This is a genomic window from Halovulum marinum (assembly GCF_009697225.1).
Lineage (GTDB): Bacteria > Pseudomonadota > Alphaproteobacteria > Rhodobacterales > Rhodobacteraceae > Halovulum > Halovulum marinum.
The window spans coordinates 1-16,453 of record NZ_WIND01000004.1 but is presented as its reverse complement, the minus strand read 5'-3'; the positions used below and the strand labels follow the sequence as shown (position 1 = coordinate 16,453).

The window sequence follows — 16,453 nt, the reverse complement described above, 5'->3', positions numbered from 1 at the left end:
GGGCCGTTCAGGCCGATACGATGGTCGGCCGGGCGCGCCTTCGAAGCGCCTGCACCGGCTTGCCGATGTATTTCATCGTGCCGACGCGCACCATCACCCGACCATCCGCCAGCTTCTTCACGAGTTCGCCCTGAACGAATATGTGACTGGCCGTCACGATCGTCTGCAGCATTGACGTCCCCTTTCCTGTCGGCCGCTTGACTGGGCCTTTTCGAAAAGTGTGAAGTTTTTCACTCGGAATACAAGGGCGGGTGTCGCAAATGCGACAAGCCGTGCCCTTTTGTGACATCACAGCCAGTCGCGCAGCACCGGGATCAGTGGCAGATCGGCCGGCGGCATCGGATAGTCGCGCAGCCGCTGCGGCCGCGCCCAGGCCAGCGCCTGCCCCTCGCGGCCGTGCGCCTCGCCCTGCCACTTGCGGCAGGCGAACAGCGGCATCAGCAGGTGGAAGTCGTCATAGCTGTGCGAGGCGAAGCTCAGCGGCGCCAGGCAGCTTTCCCAGGTGTCGATGCCCAGTTCCTCGTGCAGCTCGCGGATCAGCGCGGCCTCGGGCGTCTCGCCCGGCTCGACCTTGCCGCCGGGAAACTCCCACAGGCCGGCCATCGACTTGCCCTCGGGGCGTTGCGTCAGCAGCACCCGGCCGTCGCGGTCGATGAGCGCGACGGCCGAGACCAGGACCGTCTTCACGACCGGTAATCCGCGTTGATCGAGATGTACTGGTGGGTCAGATCGCAGGTCCAGACCGTGGCGCGGCCCTCGCCGACGCCCATCTGCACGGTGATCGCGATCTCGGGGCGCTTCATGTAGGCGGCGCCGTCGGCTTCCTTGTAGCTTTGCGCGACCCAGCCGTTCTCGGCCACCAGGATGTCGCCGAAGCGGATCCCGATCCGGTCGCGGTCGGCCGGCTCGCCGGCCTTGCCGATGGCGGCGACGATGCGGCCCCAGTTCGGGTCCTCGCCCGCCAGCGCCGTCTTGACCAGCGGCGAGTTCCCGATCGCCTTGCCGACGATCCGCGCCGAGGCGTCGCTCGCCGCGCCCTCGACGGTGATCGAAACGAACTTGGTGGCGCCCTCGCCGTCCCGCACGATCTGCTGCGCCAGGTCCAGCAGCACGCCGTGCAGTGCCTGCCGGAACGCCTGCGCGTCGGTCCCGTCCAGGCTGTCGATCACCGGGTTCCCGGCCTTGCCGGTCGCCGCCACCATCAGCGTGTCCGAGGTCGAGGTGTCGCTGTCCACGGTGATCGCGTTGAAGGTCACGTCGCACAGCTCGCGCAGCATCTGCTGCAGCACCGGCTGCGCCACGGCGGCGTCGGTGAAGACATAGGCCAGCATCGTGCCCATGTTCGGCTCGATCATCCCCGAGCCCTTGGCGAAGCCGGAGATGGTCACGGTTTTCCCGCCGACCGCGGCCGTCGCGGCCGCGCCCTTGGGAAAGGTGTCGGTGGTCATGATCGCCTGTGCGGCGGCCTCGGCCTGGCCCTCGTCCAGGCTCGCGGCCAGTTCCGCCAGCCTGGCGGTGATGCGCTCGGCGGGCAGCGGCTCGCCGATCACCCCGGTCGAGGCGACGAACACATGCTCCAGCGGCACGCCCAGCGCGTCTGCCGCGCCGCGCGCGGTCCGCTCCACCGCCTCGTGGCCGTTCTTTCCGGTGAAGGCGTTGGAATTGCCCGAGTTCACCAGGATCGCGAACCCCTGTGCCGGATCGTGGGGCGCGGCGATCTTCTCCTCGCACCACAGCACCGGGGCCGAGCGGGTGGCCGAGCGGGTGAAAACGCCCGCCACCGCGCTGCCGGCGGCGATCTCGGCCAGCATCACGTCCTTGCGGTTCCTGTAGCGCACCCCGGCCTCGGCGGCGGCGAAGCGCACGCCGGCGATCCGGGGCAGGGCGGGAAAGCCGCCCGCCGGGGCGAGCGGCGACCGGGAAAGCGGACCGGCCATGTCAGCTCACTCCGGCAGCAGCGAATCGTCGCGGAACGCGTCCGCGGGCACGTCGCCGGTCAACCTCTCGACCTCGGCGTCGGCGCGCAGCCCCTCGATCCGCTCCTGGATCGCCTGCTGCCGGACCTGGTCGGCCAGCTCGGCGCGGGTCTCTTCCAGCGACGGCGGCGGCACCTCGCGGGTCTCGTTCAGGCGCACCACATGCCAGCCGAACTGGGTCTGCACCGGGTCCGAGACCGTGCCCGGCTCCAGCCCGACCACCGCCTGCTCGAACTCGGGCACCATCGCGCCGGGGCCGAACCAGCCCAGCTCGCCGCCGCTCGGACCGGACGGGCCGGTGGACTTCTCGGCCGCCAGCGCGGCGAAATCGGCGCCGCCCTCCAGTTCGGTGACGATCGCCTGCGCCTCTTCCTCGGTCTCGACCAGGATGTGGCTGGCGTTGTACTCGGTCGACGGCGCGACGTCGCCGTAGGTCTCGTCATAGAGCGCCTGCAGCGCCTCGTCGGTGACCTCGCCGGCCAGCGCCTGCTCGATCACCTCCTGGGCGAGGATCGCCCGGCGCTCGTTCTCCAGCCGGTATTCCAGCTCGACCGGAACCTCGGTCAGCTCCTCGGACAACAGGTACTGGTCGACCAGCTGGTCGACGATGCCGTTGAACAGGGTCTCGTCGGGCAGCTGCTGATACTGCTCGGGCAGCTGGCGGCGCACGGCGATGACATGGCCCATCGTGATCTCGATGTCGCCGACACGGGCGACCACGGTGTCCGCGCCGACCTCGGCCGCGGTGTCCTGGGTCGCGGTTTCGGCCGCGGTTTCGGCCACGGTTTCGCTGGTGCCGGCGTCCTGGCCCTCGGCCTGCTGGTCCTGGGCGAAACCCGGCGCGGCCAGCGCCAGAGAACCCGCCAGCACGGCGGTGAACGGAATGCGGTGTTTCATGAAAGGCTCTCTCCTGTTGTGCGCTGCGCCGCGCACCGGTGTTGCGTCGATGCCGGCCGGACCGAAGATGCCCTGCCGGCGGCTGCCGGAGGGTAACGTTGACAGCCCAGCGCACGCCGCTTACATGGCTTGCGACCTCGATCGAGCGACGCGCGCGCCTTCCGCCCTACCTAGACACTCGCATCCGCACGGGCAAGGCCGGTCGCAGTCGGTGGAACGAACCGCGCGGCGAAGCGCAAATCACGCTCGGCGCCGGCGCGCGGCCGACAGAAATGAACGGAGTTCAGATGCTGGGCCTCGCCACGATTCAGAAGAAGGTGTTCGGCACCCCGAACGACCGCAAGATCAAGTCCGTCCGCCCGCTGGTCGAGCGCATCAACGCGCTGGAGCCCGAGTACCAGGCGCTCAGCGACGAGCAGATCCTGGCCAGGACGCAGGAATTCCGCGACCGCCTGGCCAAGGGCGAAAGCCTGGACGACCTGCTGCCCGAGGCGTTCGCCAACGCGCGCGAGGCCGCGGTCCGCACCCTGGGCCTGCGCCCCTACGACGTGCAGCTGATGGGCGGGATCTTCCTGCATCAGGGCAACATCTCGGAAATGAAGACCGGCGAGGGCAAGACGCTGATGGCGACGCTGCCGGTCTATCTGAACGCGCTGACCGGACGCGGCGTGCACGTGGTGACGGTCAACGACTATCTGGCCCGCCGCGACGCCGACTGGATGTCCAAGGTGTACCACGCGCTGGGCATCACCTGCGGCGTGGTCGTGCCGCAGATGGAGAACGAGGAGAAGCAGGCCGCCTATGCCTGCGACGTGATCTACGCCACCAACAACGAGCTGGGCTTCGACTACCTGCGCGACAACATGAAGTCCGAGCTGTCCGAGATCTTCCAGCGCGACCACTACTTCGCGATCATCGACGAGGTCGATTCGATCCTGATCGACGAGGCGCGCACGCCGCTGATCATCTCGGGGCCGACCGAGGACCGGTCCGAGCTCTACACCCGGATCGACGAGATGATCCCCGAACTCACGGCCGAGCATTTCGAGGTCGACGAGAAGGCCCGCCAGGCGACGCTGACCGACGCCGGCAACGAGTTTGTCGAGCAGCGCCTGCACGCCGCCGGGCTGCTGGACAGCGACGCCTCGCTCTACGATCCGGAAAGCGCCAGCCTGGTGCACCATGTGCAGCAGGGGCTGCGCGCGCACCAGCTGTTCAGCCGCGACAAGGACTACATCGTCCGCAACGACGAGGTGATGCTGATCGACGAGTTCACCGGCCGGATGATGCACGGCCGGCGCCTGTCCGACGGCCTGCACCAGGCGCTCGAGGCGAAGGAGCGGGTGTCGATCAAGCCCGAGAACGTGACGCTGGCCAGCGTCACCTTCCAGAACTACTTCCGCCTCTACGAGAAGCTGGCCGGCATGACCGGCACCGCGCAGACCGAGGCCGAGGAATTCATGACCATCTACGGCCTGGGCGTGGTCGAGGTGCCGACCAACAAGCCGATCGCGCGCGAGGATCTGGACGACCGCGTCTACCGCACCCAGCGCGAGAAGTACGCCGCCGTGGTCGAGCGTATCGCCAAGGCCTATGAAAAGCGTCAGCCGTCGTTGGTGGGCACGATCTCGATCGAGAAATCCGAACTGCTTTCGAAAATGCTCACCGAAGCCGGTGTGCCGCACAAGGTGCTGAACGCCCGCTTCCACGAGCAGGAGGCCGAGATCATCGCCCAGGCCGGCGTGCCGGGCGCGGTGACCATCGCCACCAACATGGCCGGCCGCGGCACCGACATCCAGCTCGGCGGCAACATGGACGCCGAGATCCAGAAGCAGATCGATGCCCGCCCCGACGAGGACCCGCACGCGATCCGCGAGGCGGTCGAGACCCAGATCGCCGCCGCCAAGATAGAGGCGATCGAGGCCGGCGGGCTGTTCGTGCTGGCCACCGAGCGGCACGAGAGCCGCCGCATCGACAACCAGCTGCGCGGCCGCTCCGGCCGGCAGGGCGATCCGGGCAGGACGCTGTTCTACGTCAGCCTCGAGGACGACCTGATGCGGATCTTCGGCTCCGAGCGGCTCGACGGCATGCTCAAGCGCCTGGGGATGGAAGAGGGCGAGGCGATCGTCCACCCCTGGATCAACAAGGCGCTGGAAAAGGCCCAGCGCAAGGTCGAGGCGCGCAACTTCGACATCCGCAAGAACCTGCTGAAGTTCGACGACGTGATGAACGACCAGCGCAAGACCATCTTCGAGCAGCGCCGCGAGATCATGGAGGACGCGGACGTCTCGGAGACGATCAAGGACATGCGCGACCAGGTGATCGAGGATCTGGTCGAGGAGCACATCCCGCCCAAGGCCTATGCCGACCAGTGGAACACCGAAGGCCTCTATGCCGAGGCGATCCGGGTGCTGAACCTCGACCTGCCGATCATGGCCTGGGGCGAGGAAGAGGGCGTCGACGACGAGATCATCCGCGAGCGCCTGGTCGAGGCCGCCGACAAGGCCGCCGCCGAGCGCGAGGAAAAATACGGCGCCGAGCCGATCCGCAAGATCGAGAAGCAGGTGCTGCTGCAAACCATCGACCAGGGCTGGCGCGACCACCTGATGACGCTCGACCACCTGCGCTCGGTGGTGGGCTTCCGCGGCTATGCGCAGCGCGACCCGCTGAACGAGTACAAGTCCGAGGCGTTCCAGCTGTTCGAGAACCTGCTGAACCGGCTGCGGGTCGACGTCACCCGGCGCATGGCGCACATAAAGCTGATGACCGAGGCCGAGCAGCGCGCGCTGATCGAGCAGCTCCAGGCGCAGCAGCGCATGGCCGCCCAGGCCGGCACCGAGTCTGCCGGACCCGGGCCCGCCGGTCCTGGGCCCGCTGATCTTGGGTCCGCCGGCCCTGCGGCCGCGCCCGGTGCCGCCGCCGCGCCGCGGACCGGCGATGCCGTCCAGGCCGCGGCCGCCGCCGCGCTGCCGGTGGGCGACACCGACGAGATGCCGGCCGAATGGGCCAGCACCGGCCGCAACGAGCCCTGCCCCTGCGGCTCCGGCAAGAAGTTCAAGCACTGCCACGGCCGGCTCTGACGCCGGCCGGATTGCGTGGCGCGCCTGCTTCGCGTATCCTGCTGACAGTTCCCGGGTATTTCGTAGTTTGTGTCCGATACGCCACATTCAGGCGGCAGTAATCATATTGTCGCCGGAGTCGGACTCTAGCCCTAGGGGGTCGGGTGCGGCTGCAAGGCCGCAATTGCGGCCGATCGGGCGGTAGTCCGAAGGAAAAGGGTGCAAGCGGGCCGGGTTTCGCGAATAGTTGGTGGAAACGGGTCCACCTGCTGTCGGAGGGGTGAGGCGTGAAGGTTGACGAGCGGTTCATGACCATCATCACGGCGATGTTCCTCATCGTCGGCGTCGGCGCTGTGATCCAGCGCGGCGAGGATGGCGAATCGCTGATCGGGGGCGGCAGTTTCGAGCCCCGTGCCGACAGTTTCACCCTGCGGGCCGGCCGCGTGCAGACGCTCGACGTGCTGCTGAACGACGCCAACGCCGACCGCGCCGATGTCTCGGCGATGCAGATCCTGCGGGCGCCGGAATGCGGCGTCGCCAGCGTGGTCGACGGCGCGGTGCAGTATTCCAGCCCGGCCGACTGCGCCGGGACCATCGAGATCTCGTACTGCCTGCCCTACGACGGCAAGTGCAAGGCGGTGCCGGTGACGCTGAAGGTGCTCTCGTCGCTGCAGGTGGCCAGCGTCGACACCGCGCTGCCGCAGGGGCCGGGCGCCCCCGTGGTCGCCGCGCCGGACCAGGACCGGGTCGCGCTGCGGCAGCCGATGCGGCTGACGCTGCCCGACGCCGCCGAGGTGATCACCCCGTCCGAGGCGACCGCCGAGGTGCGGCGCATGCGCGAGGCCGCGCCGGCGGTGGCGCAGGCCGCGGATGCGGGCCACGACGCCAACGTCACCGTGTCGCGGACCTCGGCGCGCAGCGGCGCAGTCTCGGTCGCGGGGGCCGAGATGGCCGCCCCGGCGCCGGCCACCGAAACCGCCGGCATCGCCGTCGCCGGGCCGGGCGACCGCGACCCGCGCCGCGCGCCGGCGCCGATGGGGCTGGCCGTGGCCTCGGCCGCGCCGCGCACCGCGCCGGCGTTCCGGCCGCCCGCCTTCCGGCCCCCGGCGCCGCCGGTCGCCGCGACCCCGCAGGTGATGGCCAGCGTGCCGGCCCTGCCGACGATGCCGCTGCCCGAAACCGCCGCCGCGCCAGCCGCCGCCGGGTCGCTGCGTGCGGCCGAGCCTGGCATCATTCCGCCGGTCACCGCATCGGCCGTTGCCCCGGCAGCCGCCCCGGCAGCCGCTCAGGTCGCGGCGCCGACGCCGGCGCCGCAGACCGGGCCCGCGGTCGCCACCGAGATCGCCGCCCTGAACGTTCCCGCGACCGAAGACGCGCTGCCCGTGCCGGCCTCGCCGACCGGCCCCGCCGCCGCGACCGGCGTCGCCGCGCTGGACATGCCGGCGTCCGCCGACGTGCAGTCCGCGCCTGCGGTGCAGGCCGATGTGGCGCGCGTCGCGGCCGGCGGCGCGACCGCCCCGTCGCAGCCGGCGTTGCAGCAGCTTGCCGCCGTGCCCGCGCCGCAGACCCCGCTGCCTGCGGCCGACGTCGCGCGGGCGCCCACGGCGGCGCCCGCAGCGCCCGCCGCCGCCGAGGTCGCGCTGGCGCCGGACGCGCAGATCACCCAGCCCGCGCAGGCCCCGGCGCCGCAGCCCGAGGAGCGCAGCCTGATCGCCAGCCTTGCGCGCAGCAACACTGTGCTGGGCGCCACCGTCTCGGCGGCCAAGGCGCTGTTCGGCCCGGGCGAGCCGGCCCCCGCGGCGGCGGTGGTCGAGTCGGCCCCGGCGCCCCGACCGAAGGGACCGGTCGAGGTTGCCACGCTGGATCTGGACGCCGGCGGCATCGAGGAGGCCGCCGGCACGCTGACCGCCGGCACGGCCGACATCCGCCCCGACACCGCCGGCAAGCCGGTGGAGATGGCGTCGCTTGACCCGCAGCAGGACCGCCGGCCGTACAAGCGCCGCACCGAGGAGGCGCTGACGCCGCTGCAGTTGCTGCTCGGCGGCGAGGAAACCGCGACGGCACCCGCCGCCGCGCCGGGCCCCGAGGTCGCCGCGCTGTCCGGCGCCGGTACCGGGCCGGCACTGCCCGAGGCGGGCACCGGGCCGGCCGCCGCGGGATTGCCCGCGCCCGCGCCCGCGACCGCGGAGACCGAGGTGGCGGCGCTGCCGCCGGCGGCCGCCGATCCGGTGCTCGAGATGCCGCGCGCGACGCCGGCGCTGGGCGCGGCGCCGCGGTGCGACATCGACCTGTCGATGCAGGTGCAGGTGGGGGCCGAACTGGTGGCCTCGCTGTCCTCGCCCTGCCGCCCCGAGCAGACCTTCCTGGTCGAGCACGCCGGGCTGGTGTTCTCGGCCGAGACCGATGCCGACGGCGTCGCCAATTTCATCGTGCCGGCGATGCAGTCCAACGCCATCGTGCGCGTGACCTTCCCCGACGGCGGCAGCGCGGTCGACCGGGCCACGGTCGAGGGCATGTCGCGGATGACGCGGATCGCGGTGATCTGGACCGACGAGCTGGATTTCGACCTGCACGCGCGCGAGTTCGGCGCGCGGCCCGGCAGCGACGGCGACATCTGGGAGGGCAACGCCCGCGACTACCGCACCGCGCGGCGCTCGGGCGGCGGCTATGTCACGCTGCTGGGGCCGTTCAAGGGACCGGGCGCGCGGGCCGAGGTCTACACCATCTTCGAGACGCTGCGCACGGATCCGGGCGACATCGAGTTCGCGCTGGAGATGAACGCCTATTCCGACGCCTGCGCCCGGCAGCCGGTGGTCCGGGTGCTGCGTTCCGAGCAGGCGCACCTGGTCGACACCGCCGACCTGGCGCTGGACACCGGGATCTGCAGCGGCGGGCGGGTCGCCGGCGCCGACTTCGGGCTGGCGCGGGTCAGGATCGTCGACGCCTACTGACCCGGCCTGCGTAGCCGTAAACCGGCGATCTCACCGTGAAAACCCCCTCAAGCCCATGAAATCTCTGGGGGATCGTTTGTTGAAACTTCGTTAACGGCGAATTCCGGCACCGGCACCGGCACTGGCACTGGCACTGGCACTGGCACGGGCACCGACAAAACCGCCGCCGCCGACGTCCGCGCCGACCGCTACAGCAGCCCGGCGCTGCGGAAGCTGGTGTCGCGTTCCTTGCCGACGATGACGTGGTCGTGCAGCACGATGCCCAGCGCCTCGGCGGCGTCGGCGACGCGCTGGGTCATGCTGATGTCCGCCTGGCTGGGCGCGGGGTCGCCCGAGGGATGGTTGTGGACCAGGATCAGCGCCGAGGCGCCCAGCTCCAGCGCGCGCTTCACCACCTCGCGCGGGTAGACCGGCACATGGTCGACGGTGCCGCGGGCCTGCGCCTCGTCGGCGATCAGCACGTTCTTGCGGTCGAGATAGAGCACCCGGAACTGCTCGGTGTCGCGGTGCGCCATCGAGGTCTTGCAGTAGCTCATCAGCGCGTCCCACGAGCTGAGCACCTCGGCCCCGAGCACCCGGGCCTGGGCCAGCCGGTGCGCCGCCGCCTCGACGATCTTCAGCTCGCAGATCACCGCCTCGCCGACGCCGGGCACCTCGGCCAGTCGCGCGGCGGGGGCCGAGATCGCGTGGTTGAAGTCGCCGAACGCGTCGAGCAGCGCCCGCGCCAGCGGCTTGACGTCGCGCCGGGGGATGGCGCGGAACAGCACCAGCTCCAGCAGCTCGTAATCCTCGAGCGCGGTGGCGCCGGCGCGCAGGAACCGGCCGCGCAGCCGCTTGCGGTGGTCGGCGAGGTAGGACGGCGGTGCCGGCGCGCCGGCGCGCGGCGGCGGCACCTCGTCCGCGTCACCGGGCGCGGGGCCGCCGGTCAGCGCCAGCAGCGGCGCTTCGGCAAGGTCGGTCGGCGGGGCGGTCCTGCGGCGTCTCATGCCGCCATTTGGCGCGGCGCCGGTTAATGCGCGCTTAACCCTGCCGTGCGAACCCGGGGGCCGCAAAAAGGCGTGGAATCCGCCGCGTTCCGTGACATAGGCTCGGCGCATGAAGTGGCAGCCCCCGCGCATGGCGCGCAATCTTGACGATCCGATCACCGGCTTCCAGGTGCTGGGCGAGCGCAGCTCGGGCACCAACTTCGTCACGCAACTGCTGCTGCGCAACCTGGACGGTGCGGCGCGCACCCCGGTCTACGGCTGGAAGCACGGCTTCGTCGACCGCCGCGTGGCGCCGACCGCGGGGCTGCTGACGGTGCTGGTCTACCGCCACCCGCTGCGCTGGCTGCAAAGCCTGCACGCCCGCCCGCTGGACCTGAGCCGGGCGATGCAGGGGCTGAACTTTTCCGGGTTCATCCGCCACGAATGGCAGGGCGCGTTCCGCAAGGACGGCGGCGAGGAGGCCTCGACCGCCGACATGGAGCCGAAGGCCAAGGTCAACTATGCCAACGCGCTGAAGCTGCGCAGCGCCAAGATCGGCTATTTCGAGGAGCTGGCCGGAATGCCGGCGCGCGTCGCCTTCCTGCGCTACGAGGACGTGAACCGCGACCCGAAGGCGACGCTGGCGGCGCTGGCCGCGGGGTTCGATCTGCGGCTGAAGCCCTATGCGCCGGTCCAGACGTTCAAGGGCATCACCACCAGCCCCTATGTCCCGAAGCAGCTGCCGCGCATCGACGCGGACGATCTGGCGTTCATCGCCCGCGAGCTGGACCTGGAGCAGGAGGCGCGGATCGGCTACAGCCTGGAGGCGGTGCCGCGGTTCGACGGGCTCCCGGGCTGGGACATCCGCTCGGTGCGCAGCGTGGCGCGCGGGCTGCGCCGAAGGATCAGCCCCAGGTCGGGTGGAATTTCCCGGCCGGCGAAAGGGTGAAGATCTCGCAGCCGTCGCCGGTCACGCCGATCGAATGCTCGAACTGCGCCGACAGCGACTTGTCCTTGGTCACCGCGGTCCAGTCGTCGGCCAGCACCTTGGTTTCCGGGCGGCCGAGGTTGATCATCGGCTCGATGGTGAAGAACATCCCGGGCTCCAGCTTCGGCCCAGAGCCGGGCCGGCCGTAGTGCAGCACGTTGGGGGCGGAGTGGAACACCCGCCCCAGCCCGTGGCCACAGAAATCCCGCACCACCGAGCAGCGCCGGCTTTCCGCGTAGGTCTGGATCGCGTGGCCGATGTCGCCGAAGGTGTTGCCCGGCTTCACCGCGGCGATGCCGCGCATCAGGCTTTCGTGGGTGATGTCGATCAGCCGCTCGGCCTTGCGGGCCAGCTTGCCGGCGACGTACATGCGGCTGGTGTCGCCGTACCAGCCGTCGACGATCACGGTGACGTCGATGTTCAGGATGTCGCCGTCGCGCAGCTTCTTGTCCGACGGGATGCCGTGGCAGACCACGTGGTTGATCGAGATGCAGCTGGCGTGCTGGTAGCCCTTGTAGCCGACCGTGGCCGAGACCGCGCCCGCGTCCCTGATCTGCTGGTGGATGAGGCGGTCCAGCTCGCCCGTCTCGACGCCCGGCACGACGTGCGGGGCGATCGCGTCGAGGATCTCGGCCGCCAGCCGGCCGGCCCTGTGCATGCCCGCGAAGTGCTCGGGGTCGTGGATGCGGATGCCGTCGCGGTTCAGACGGCCGAGATTCATGCCTTCCAACACGGGCTCCTTGCGGTTTTGCGGCGGGGGCGCTGCCAGCAATGTGGTCTGGTGGGGCTTGTTTATCAACCCGGGGGCCGGACCGGCAAGGCGCGGTCCAGCCGCAGCCCGTCCGGTGTGATCCGCGTGCCGTGGGCGAGCGCCTCGACCCCCGCGGCGTGCGCCGCCCGCGCCGCGGCGGCATAGGCCGGATCGATGTCGGCGGCCAGCGCCACGGCGTCGCAGTCGTCGCGCTGCGCCAGGTACAGCAGCACCGCCCGGTGCCCCTGCGCCGCCATCTCGGTCAGCGCCGCCAGGTGGCGGGCGCCGCGGGCGGTGACGGTGTCGGGGAACTCGGCCAGCCGGCCGGCGCGGCGCAGGGTGACGCTTTTCACCTCGACATAGGCGTCGGCGCGGTCCGGGCCGCGCAGCAGGAAGTCGACGCGGCTGCCGGCGCCGTAGCGGACCTCGGGGCGGACGCTGGCATAGCCCGCCAGCGCCGGCACCGCGTCCGCCGCCAGCGCCTCGGCCACCAGCCGGTTGGCGAGGCCGGTGTCGACGCTGGCGAAGTGCCCGCCGGGCAGCTCGACCAGCGTCCACGACCACTGCAGCTTGCGCTTCGGGTTCGCCGCCGGCCGCAGCCAGACGGCGGCGCCCGGCTGCGCCAGCCCGGTCATCGCGCCGGGGTTGGCGCAGTGCGCGGTGACCTGGCGCCCGTCTTCCAGGGTGACGTCGGCCAGAAAGCGTTTATACCTGCGCAGGAGCGTCGCGCGGATCAGGGGCCGGTCGAACTGCATTCCCCCGGCTACCGTGCCGCGCCGCGAAGGACAAGCACGAGGCCGCGATGCCCAGCACACCCCTGCCGAACCCGACCGCCGCGATGCTGGTGATCGGCGACGAGATCCTTTCGGGCCGGACCCGCGATTCGAACATGTATCACCTTGCCGGCAAGCTGGCGGCGAAGGGGATCGACCTGCGCGAGGTGCGGATGGTGCCCGATGTCGCCGACACCATCGTCTCGGCGCTGAACGAGCTGCGCGCGGCCTATGACCACGTGTTCACCAGCGGCGGCATCGGCCCGACCCACGACGACATCACCGCGGACTGCGTGGCGCGCGCCTTCGGCGTCGGCATCGACGTGCGCGCCGACGCCCGCGCGATCCTGGCCAGCCACTATCCGGGCGGCGCGGCCGACCTGAACCCGGCGCGGCTGCGCATGGCGCGGATCCCCGACGGCGCCGTGCTGATCGAGAACCCGGTGTCGAAGGCGCCCGGGTTCAGCATGGACAACGTGCACGTGATGGCCGGCGTGCCCTCGGTGTTCGAGGTGATGGTCGAGAGCCTGCTGCCGACGCTGACCGGCGGCGCGCCGCTGCTGACCGAGAACGTGCGCATCGACCGCGGCGAGGGCGACATCGCCGGGCCGCTGGCCGAGATCGACGCGCGCTTCCCGCAGGTCGCGATCGGCAGCTATCCGGTGCAGCGCGACGGCCGCTTCCTGGTCAACATCGTGCTGCGCTCGGCCGACCGGGCGGCGCTGGACGCGGCCACCAACGACGTCCGGGCGCTGGCGGAATAGCCGCTCGGCGCTTGCAACCGGCGCGCCGCGGGGGCAGAAATGCCTGCCGTCGCACCGCTGCGGGCGTGATGGAATTGGTAGACATATGGCACTTAAAATGCCTGGGCCGACAGGCCGTGCCGGTTCGAGTCCGGCCGCCCGCACCACGATATTGCATTAAGTGGCTGAAAATTAAAAACTGATTGTAGATGATCCTATGGGCCCCACAGATGGCCCCACAGGCGCAGCTGTCATGCTCTGGCAGAACGCTCGAAGCGTTTATCTATTCGGGCTGAGGATTCTTCGTGGATGTCATGCTCCCGCACTCATGGCGGCGAGGCGGCTGCATATTTACGCGTTGTAAGTGGCCCTGAGCCCTCGGGACGGGGCCTTTCCTAGCGTTCAGGTGGCGGGCCGTTGCGGACGTTTATCCATTCCTTGCTATAGGACCGCTTCGATAACATTTCGCACTTTCGTGCAAAAAGCTTGATCCGACACAGTGGGCGGAAAGCGGTGGTTCGCTGCGGGATCGAAGTACGCCCGCTATGCGCGCTCCGTTGTCGCCGGCAACGATAGCCGGGTCTTGACAGCCTACTTGATCGAATGCGCTGCTTCGCCCCCGGTGCGCTGCTGGCGGCTCGAGGGTCGGGCCCCGGCATCGTTGGCCGTGAACCCGGAGACTGTTCTTCAGCGGGCCCTACGGGCGGTGAACCAGACCCGGAAACTCAGCAGGATCGCAGCGCCGGAGATGAAGGTCATCACCGTGCCGGGGAAGAAGTTCACATAGCCGGGGAAATCGACGAACAGCAGGTAGCCCAGATCGGCCAGGCCGCCGACCATGCCGGTCACCCAGATCGCCGTCACGTTGCCGCGCCAGATCAGCACGCCGCCGATGACGGTCGCAACACCGAACCACAGCAGGTTCCATCCGTGCTGGTTGAGAATGCCGCCGGCAGCCGGGTGATACTCGGCCGCGAGCGCTGCGGGGTCGACTGCGTCGGCAATGGCGGCAAAGCCGGAGGACGCGTCGGAACTCAGGACGACCACGCCGGCGAATGCATGAACCAGGCCCCAGATCACCCACAGGACGGTGGCGATTTTCAGGGCTGTCCTTTGCGTGTCGGTCATCTTGGTTGCCTTTGGTTCAGGGTCACGGCACCGCGTCTTCCGATGCAGGAGGCGGTCTTCCAGCGCCGTCAGGCGCGCCCCAGAAGCTTGTTGTATTTGGTCAGGAAGAGGTCGCGGCCCTTCATCATCCGCGTGACCCAGTCACCGAGCGTTGCGACCATCATGAAGGAGTTGCCGCGTTCCGGCCCCAGCGGCACGAGGATCGGGGCCTTGTCGCCCCAGGGCGCATAGGGTTTGAGGTCGTCGATCCGTTTGCCGGAGGCGAGGGATTTCAGGGTTTTCTCCAACCACGGTTTCTGGCGAGATATGCCGACGATGGTCATGGCATCGCCTGCGGCAGCGATGTCTCCGGCGGCGAAGACATTCGGCAGAGTGGACGGACGGAGATAGCCGTCGACCTTGATGCGGCCATCGGCGGCGCGGTCCACGTCCGGCAGAGTGGCGGCCACGGAGGTCAGCGCGCGCGAACCCACGGCCGGCACGATCAGGTCGGCCTCGATCTCGCGGCCGTTCGACAGGGCGACGGTGCCGCCCTCCGGCCGGTTCCGGCCCGGCAAGGTCTGGGCCCGGGCGCCGGTGATGACCTCCACTCCCATCGCCGCGAGCTTGGCAGCCAGCGAGGCGCCGAGCTTTGAGGGAAAGCCGGGGAAGAGCGCCGGGTCGCTGGCAACCAGTGTGACCTTCTTTTCGGGGTGCGCATGGGCGATCTCGCCGGCCAGTTCGGTGCCGACCGCCCCTGCGCCGATGATCAGAACCCGGGACGCCTCGCGCAGGGCGGCGTTCCAGCGCGCATTGTCGGCCCGCAGGTCCTCGATCTCGCCGGTCGCGGATTTGAACGGCGCGGCATTCGTCGAGCCGGTCGCCAGAACGATGGTGTCGCCCGCAATCCGCGTGCCGTCGGCCAGCGTCACCCCGGTGCCGTCGACCGAGGTCGCCTCGCCCCGGATCACCCGCCCGCGCTCGAGCAGCCCGTCGTAGGGGATCAACGCCCGGTCCAGCAGCGCCGGGTCGACCATGGCGCGGATCATCGCAGGGGCGTGGGTGAAATGGCTGGCGCGCTCGATAAGGGTGACATCCATCACCGCGTCCAGCGACTTTGCCAGATCGCTGCCCAGGTAGCCGCCACCGACGATGACGAGCTTCGGTTGGCTTGGCTCTAGGCTCATGCGGCCTCTCCCCTTTGCGCCTTTTCCGCAACCAGTCCCGAGAGGGCGGCGTCCAGCGCCGCGATGTCCTCGGCCCGCGCCAGTGATCCGGTCCCGGCGTCCCAGGCTTCGCCCCATGTACCGATCCCGCGCACGCCACGCAGGTCGGCCCCGAAGAACGGCGCCAGCTGCGCTTGATGGCCCAGCACGCCCGCGCCGGCGCGCGGCCCCGGGGTGGCGGCGAGGAAGACGACCGGTTTGTCCTGCCAGAGCTTCATGTCGATCCGGCTCATCCAGTCGAAAAGGTTCTTCCAGGCGGACGTGACCGAGCCGTTGTGCTCCGCGAAGGAGACCAGCACGGCGTCCGCTTCGCCGATCCGGTCGAAGAAGCTCTTGGCCGCCTGCGGAATACCGGACGCGCGCTCGCGATCAATGGAATAGATCGGCATTTCGAAGTCGTTCAGATCAACGAAGGCGACCTCCGCCTTCGGCGACATCACGGACCCAAGGCGCTCGGCCGCGAATTCGACCAGGGCGCGGTTGATGGAATTGCTGCTGTTTGTAGCCGCGAAAGCGAGGATTTTCATGGACTCACTCCGTTCTGATCTTGAACCGGGGCAGGATGACTGAACGCCAATCAGGCGCGGCCGAGGTAGGCGGGAATCTGGGCGCGATGGATGTAGAGGACACTGGCGCAGAGCAGGCCGAGGACGATGGAAGGGACGGCTGACGGACCAATCACGAGCCAGTGAGCCAGCACCGCGCCAACCATCGTGGCACCCAGCAGGCCCGCGCCCACGACCTGCCGGCCGGGCAGCCAGAGCAGAACCGCACCTGCGATTTCGCCGATCCCGGTGAGATACCGGAACCACTGGCCCAGCCCGGTTGCGTCGTAGGTTGCGACCATCATGTCGACGCCGGCAAGTTTGGCTCCGCCGGCTCCGACGAAAGCGAGGGACAATAGAGCGCGCAGACCTATCGAGATGGATTTCATGACGTTCGCTTCCGTAATGGGCGTAGTGAAGTCAACAATCTCGTTTCCAAGCAAATACATTGACTTGCCTTCCGGCCGGACAT

General features: G+C 69.8%; 15 protein-coding genes and 1 tRNA gene. 5 read left to right on the top strand and 11 right to left on the bottom strand.

The window, feature by feature from the left end; genetic code table 11:
* Nucleotides 1–7: 7 nt before the first annotated feature.
* The 4 genes from GE300_RS22890 to GE300_RS07295 all read right to left on the bottom strand — a co-directional run bounded on the left by GE300_RS22890 (nucleotide 8) and on the right by GE300_RS07295 (nucleotide 2,873).
* Nucleotides 8–172: a hypothetical protein gene (locus GE300_RS22890; protein ID WP_233416857.1), complete on the bottom strand. Its 165-nt coding sequence runs from the start codon at nucleotides 170–172 to the stop codon at nucleotides 8–10.
* 116 nt (nucleotides 173–288) lie between these two features.
* A complete protein-coding gene (gene mutT / locus GE300_RS07305) occupies nucleotides 289–687 on the bottom strand; it encodes an 8-oxo-dGTP diphosphatase MutT (protein WP_325063141.1) in 399 nt (132 codons plus the stop codon).
* A complete protein-coding gene (gene argJ, locus GE300_RS07300; RefSeq protein ID WP_154445904.1) occupies nucleotides 684–1,937 on the bottom strand; it encodes a bifunctional glutamate N-acetyltransferase/amino-acid acetyltransferase ArgJ in 1,254 nt (417 codons plus the stop codon). Before argJ ends, mutT begins: the two co-directional genes overlap by 4 nt.
* 6 nt (nucleotides 1,938–1,943) lie before the next feature.
* Nucleotides 1,944–2,873 (bottom strand): peptidylprolyl isomerase, encoded by a 930-nt coding sequence (locus tag GE300_RS07295; protein WP_154445903.1) that lies wholly within the window; start codon nucleotides 2,871–2,873, stop codon nucleotides 1,944–1,946.
* Between the two features lie 287 nt (nucleotides 2,874–3,160).
* Here GE300_RS07295 and secA point away from each other — a divergent pair, with 287 nt between their 5' ends.
* Both secA and GE300_RS07285 read left to right on the top strand, forming a co-directional pair.
* The gene (gene secA / locus GE300_RS07290; protein ID WP_154445902.1) at nucleotides 3,161–5,953 is read left to right on the top strand and encodes a preprotein translocase subunit SecA; all 2,793 of its coding nucleotides are present in this window, start codon (nucleotides 3,161–3,163) and stop codon (nucleotides 5,951–5,953) included.
* Nucleotides 5,954–6,240: 287 nt separating this feature from the next.
* The gene (locus GE300_RS07285; protein WP_154445901.1) at nucleotides 6,241–8,883 is read left to right on the top strand and encodes a hypothetical protein; all 2,643 of its coding nucleotides are present in this window, start codon (nucleotides 6,241–6,243) and stop codon (nucleotides 8,881–8,883) included.
* A gap of 188 nt (nucleotides 8,884–9,071) precedes the next feature.
* Here the strand turns inward: GE300_RS07285 and radC are convergent, their stop codons facing one another.
* A complete protein-coding gene (gene radC / locus GE300_RS07280) occupies nucleotides 9,072–9,869 on the bottom strand; it encodes a RadC family protein (RefSeq protein ID WP_154445900.1) in 798 nt (265 codons plus the stop codon).
* A gap of 109 nt (nucleotides 9,870–9,978) precedes the next feature.
* Between radC and GE300_RS07275 the strand changes: the two genes are divergently transcribed.
* Nucleotides 9,979–10,797: a hypothetical protein gene (locus tag GE300_RS07275; RefSeq protein ID WP_154445899.1), complete on the top strand. Its 819-nt coding sequence runs from the start codon at nucleotides 9,979–9,981 to the stop codon at nucleotides 10,795–10,797.
* Here the strand turns inward: GE300_RS07275 and map are convergent.
* Both map and sfsA read right to left on the bottom strand, forming a co-directional pair.
* Nucleotides 10,754–11,557, bottom strand: coding sequence for a type I methionyl aminopeptidase (gene map, locus GE300_RS07270; protein WP_154446119.1), 804 nt, complete (start codon nucleotides 11,555–11,557; stop codon nucleotides 10,754–10,756). The two genes, GE300_RS07275 and map, sit on opposite strands and share 44 nt — an antisense overlap.
* Before the next feature lie 74 nt (nucleotides 11,558–11,631).
* Nucleotides 11,632–12,342 (bottom strand): DNA/RNA nuclease SfsA, encoded by a 711-nt coding sequence (gene sfsA / locus GE300_RS07265; protein WP_154445898.1) that lies wholly within the window; start codon nucleotides 12,340–12,342, stop codon nucleotides 11,632–11,634.
* A gap of 62 nt (nucleotides 12,343–12,404) precedes the next feature.
* Here sfsA and GE300_RS07260 point away from each other — a divergent pair, with 62 nt between their 5' ends.
* Together GE300_RS07260 and GE300_RS07255 are read left to right on the top strand one after the other, a co-directional pair.
* Nucleotides 12,405–13,124, top strand: a complete 720-nt coding sequence (locus GE300_RS07260) for a competence/damage-inducible protein A (RefSeq protein ID WP_154446118.1) — start codon at nucleotides 12,405–12,407, stop codon at nucleotides 13,122–13,124.
* 59 nt (nucleotides 13,125–13,183) lie between these two features.
* Nucleotides 13,184–13,270 (top strand) — tRNA-Leu (locus tag GE300_RS07255).
* 520 nt (nucleotides 13,271–13,790) lie between these two features.
* On the opposite strand, the gene GE300_RS07250 is transcribed toward GE300_RS07255, so the two are convergent.
* From GE300_RS07250 to GE300_RS07235, 4 genes are all read right to left on the bottom strand, one after another.
* The gene (locus GE300_RS07250; RefSeq protein ID WP_154445897.1) at nucleotides 13,791–14,231 is read right to left on the bottom strand and encodes a hypothetical protein; all 441 of its coding nucleotides are present in this window, start codon (nucleotides 14,229–14,231) and stop codon (nucleotides 13,791–13,793) included.
* 68 nt (nucleotides 14,232–14,299) lie between these two features.
* Nucleotides 14,300–15,397, bottom strand: a complete 1,098-nt coding sequence (locus tag GE300_RS07245) for an NAD(P)/FAD-dependent oxidoreductase (protein WP_154445896.1) — start codon at nucleotides 15,395–15,397, stop codon at nucleotides 14,300–14,302.
* Nucleotides 15,394–15,963 carry an NADPH-dependent FMN reductase gene (locus tag GE300_RS07240; RefSeq protein ID WP_154445895.1) on the bottom strand — a complete coding sequence of 190 codons (570 nt, stop codon included), beginning with the start codon at nucleotides 15,961–15,963 and terminating at the stop codon, nucleotides 15,394–15,396. Before GE300_RS07240 ends, GE300_RS07245 begins: the two co-directional genes overlap by 4 nt.
* 50 nt (nucleotides 15,964–16,013) lie before the next feature.
* Nucleotides 16,014–16,453: DoxX family protein (locus GE300_RS07235; RefSeq protein WP_325063140.1), on the bottom strand; the 440-nt coding region annotated here is incomplete at its 5' end.

What these genes read in the sequence shown, in the direction of transcription:
- GE300_RS07285 (WP_154445901.1), top strand. Translation starts at nt 6,241, where the DNA reads ATGACCATCATCACGGCGATGTTCCTCATCGTCGGCGTCGGCGCTGTG.
- GE300_RS07250 (WP_154445897.1), bottom strand. Translation starts at nt 14,231, where the DNA reads ATGACCGACACGCAAAGGACAGCCCTGAAAATCGCCACCGTCCTGTGG.
- radC (WP_154445900.1), bottom strand. Translation starts at nt 9,869, where the DNA reads ATGAGACGCCGCAGGACCGCCCCGCCGACCGACCTTGCCGAAGCGCCG.
- argJ (WP_154445904.1), bottom strand. Translation starts at nt 1,937, where the DNA reads ATGGCCGGTCCGCTTTCCCGGTCGCCGCTCGCCCCGGCGGGCGGCTTT.
- map (WP_154446119.1), bottom strand. Translation starts at nt 11,557, where the DNA reads ATGAATCTCGGCCGTCTGAACCGCGACGGCATCCGCATCCACGACCCC.
- GE300_RS07240 (WP_154445895.1), bottom strand. Translation starts at nt 15,963, where the DNA reads ATGAAAATCCTCGCTTTCGCGGCTACAAACAGCAGCAATTCCATCAAC.
- sfsA (WP_154445898.1), bottom strand. Translation starts at nt 12,342, where the DNA reads ATGCAGTTCGACCGGCCCCTGATCCGCGCGACGCTCCTGCGCAGGTAT.
- GE300_RS07295 (WP_154445903.1), bottom strand. Translation starts at nt 2,873, where the DNA reads ATGAAACACCGCATTCCGTTCACCGCCGTGCTGGCGGGTTCTCTGGCG.
- GE300_RS22890 (WP_233416857.1), bottom strand. Translation starts at nt 172, where the DNA reads ATGCTGCAGACGATCGTGACGGCCAGTCACATATTCGTTCAGGGCGAA.
- GE300_RS07275 (WP_154445899.1), top strand. Translation starts at nt 9,979, where the DNA reads ATGAAGTGGCAGCCCCCGCGCATGGCGCGCAATCTTGACGATCCGATC.
- GE300_RS07245 (WP_154445896.1), bottom strand. Translation starts at nt 15,397, where the DNA reads ATGAGCCTAGAGCCAAGCCAACCGAAGCTCGTCATCGTCGGTGGCGGC.
- secA (WP_154445902.1), top strand. Translation starts at nt 3,161, where the DNA reads ATGCTGGGCCTCGCCACGATTCAGAAGAAGGTGTTCGGCACCCCGAAC.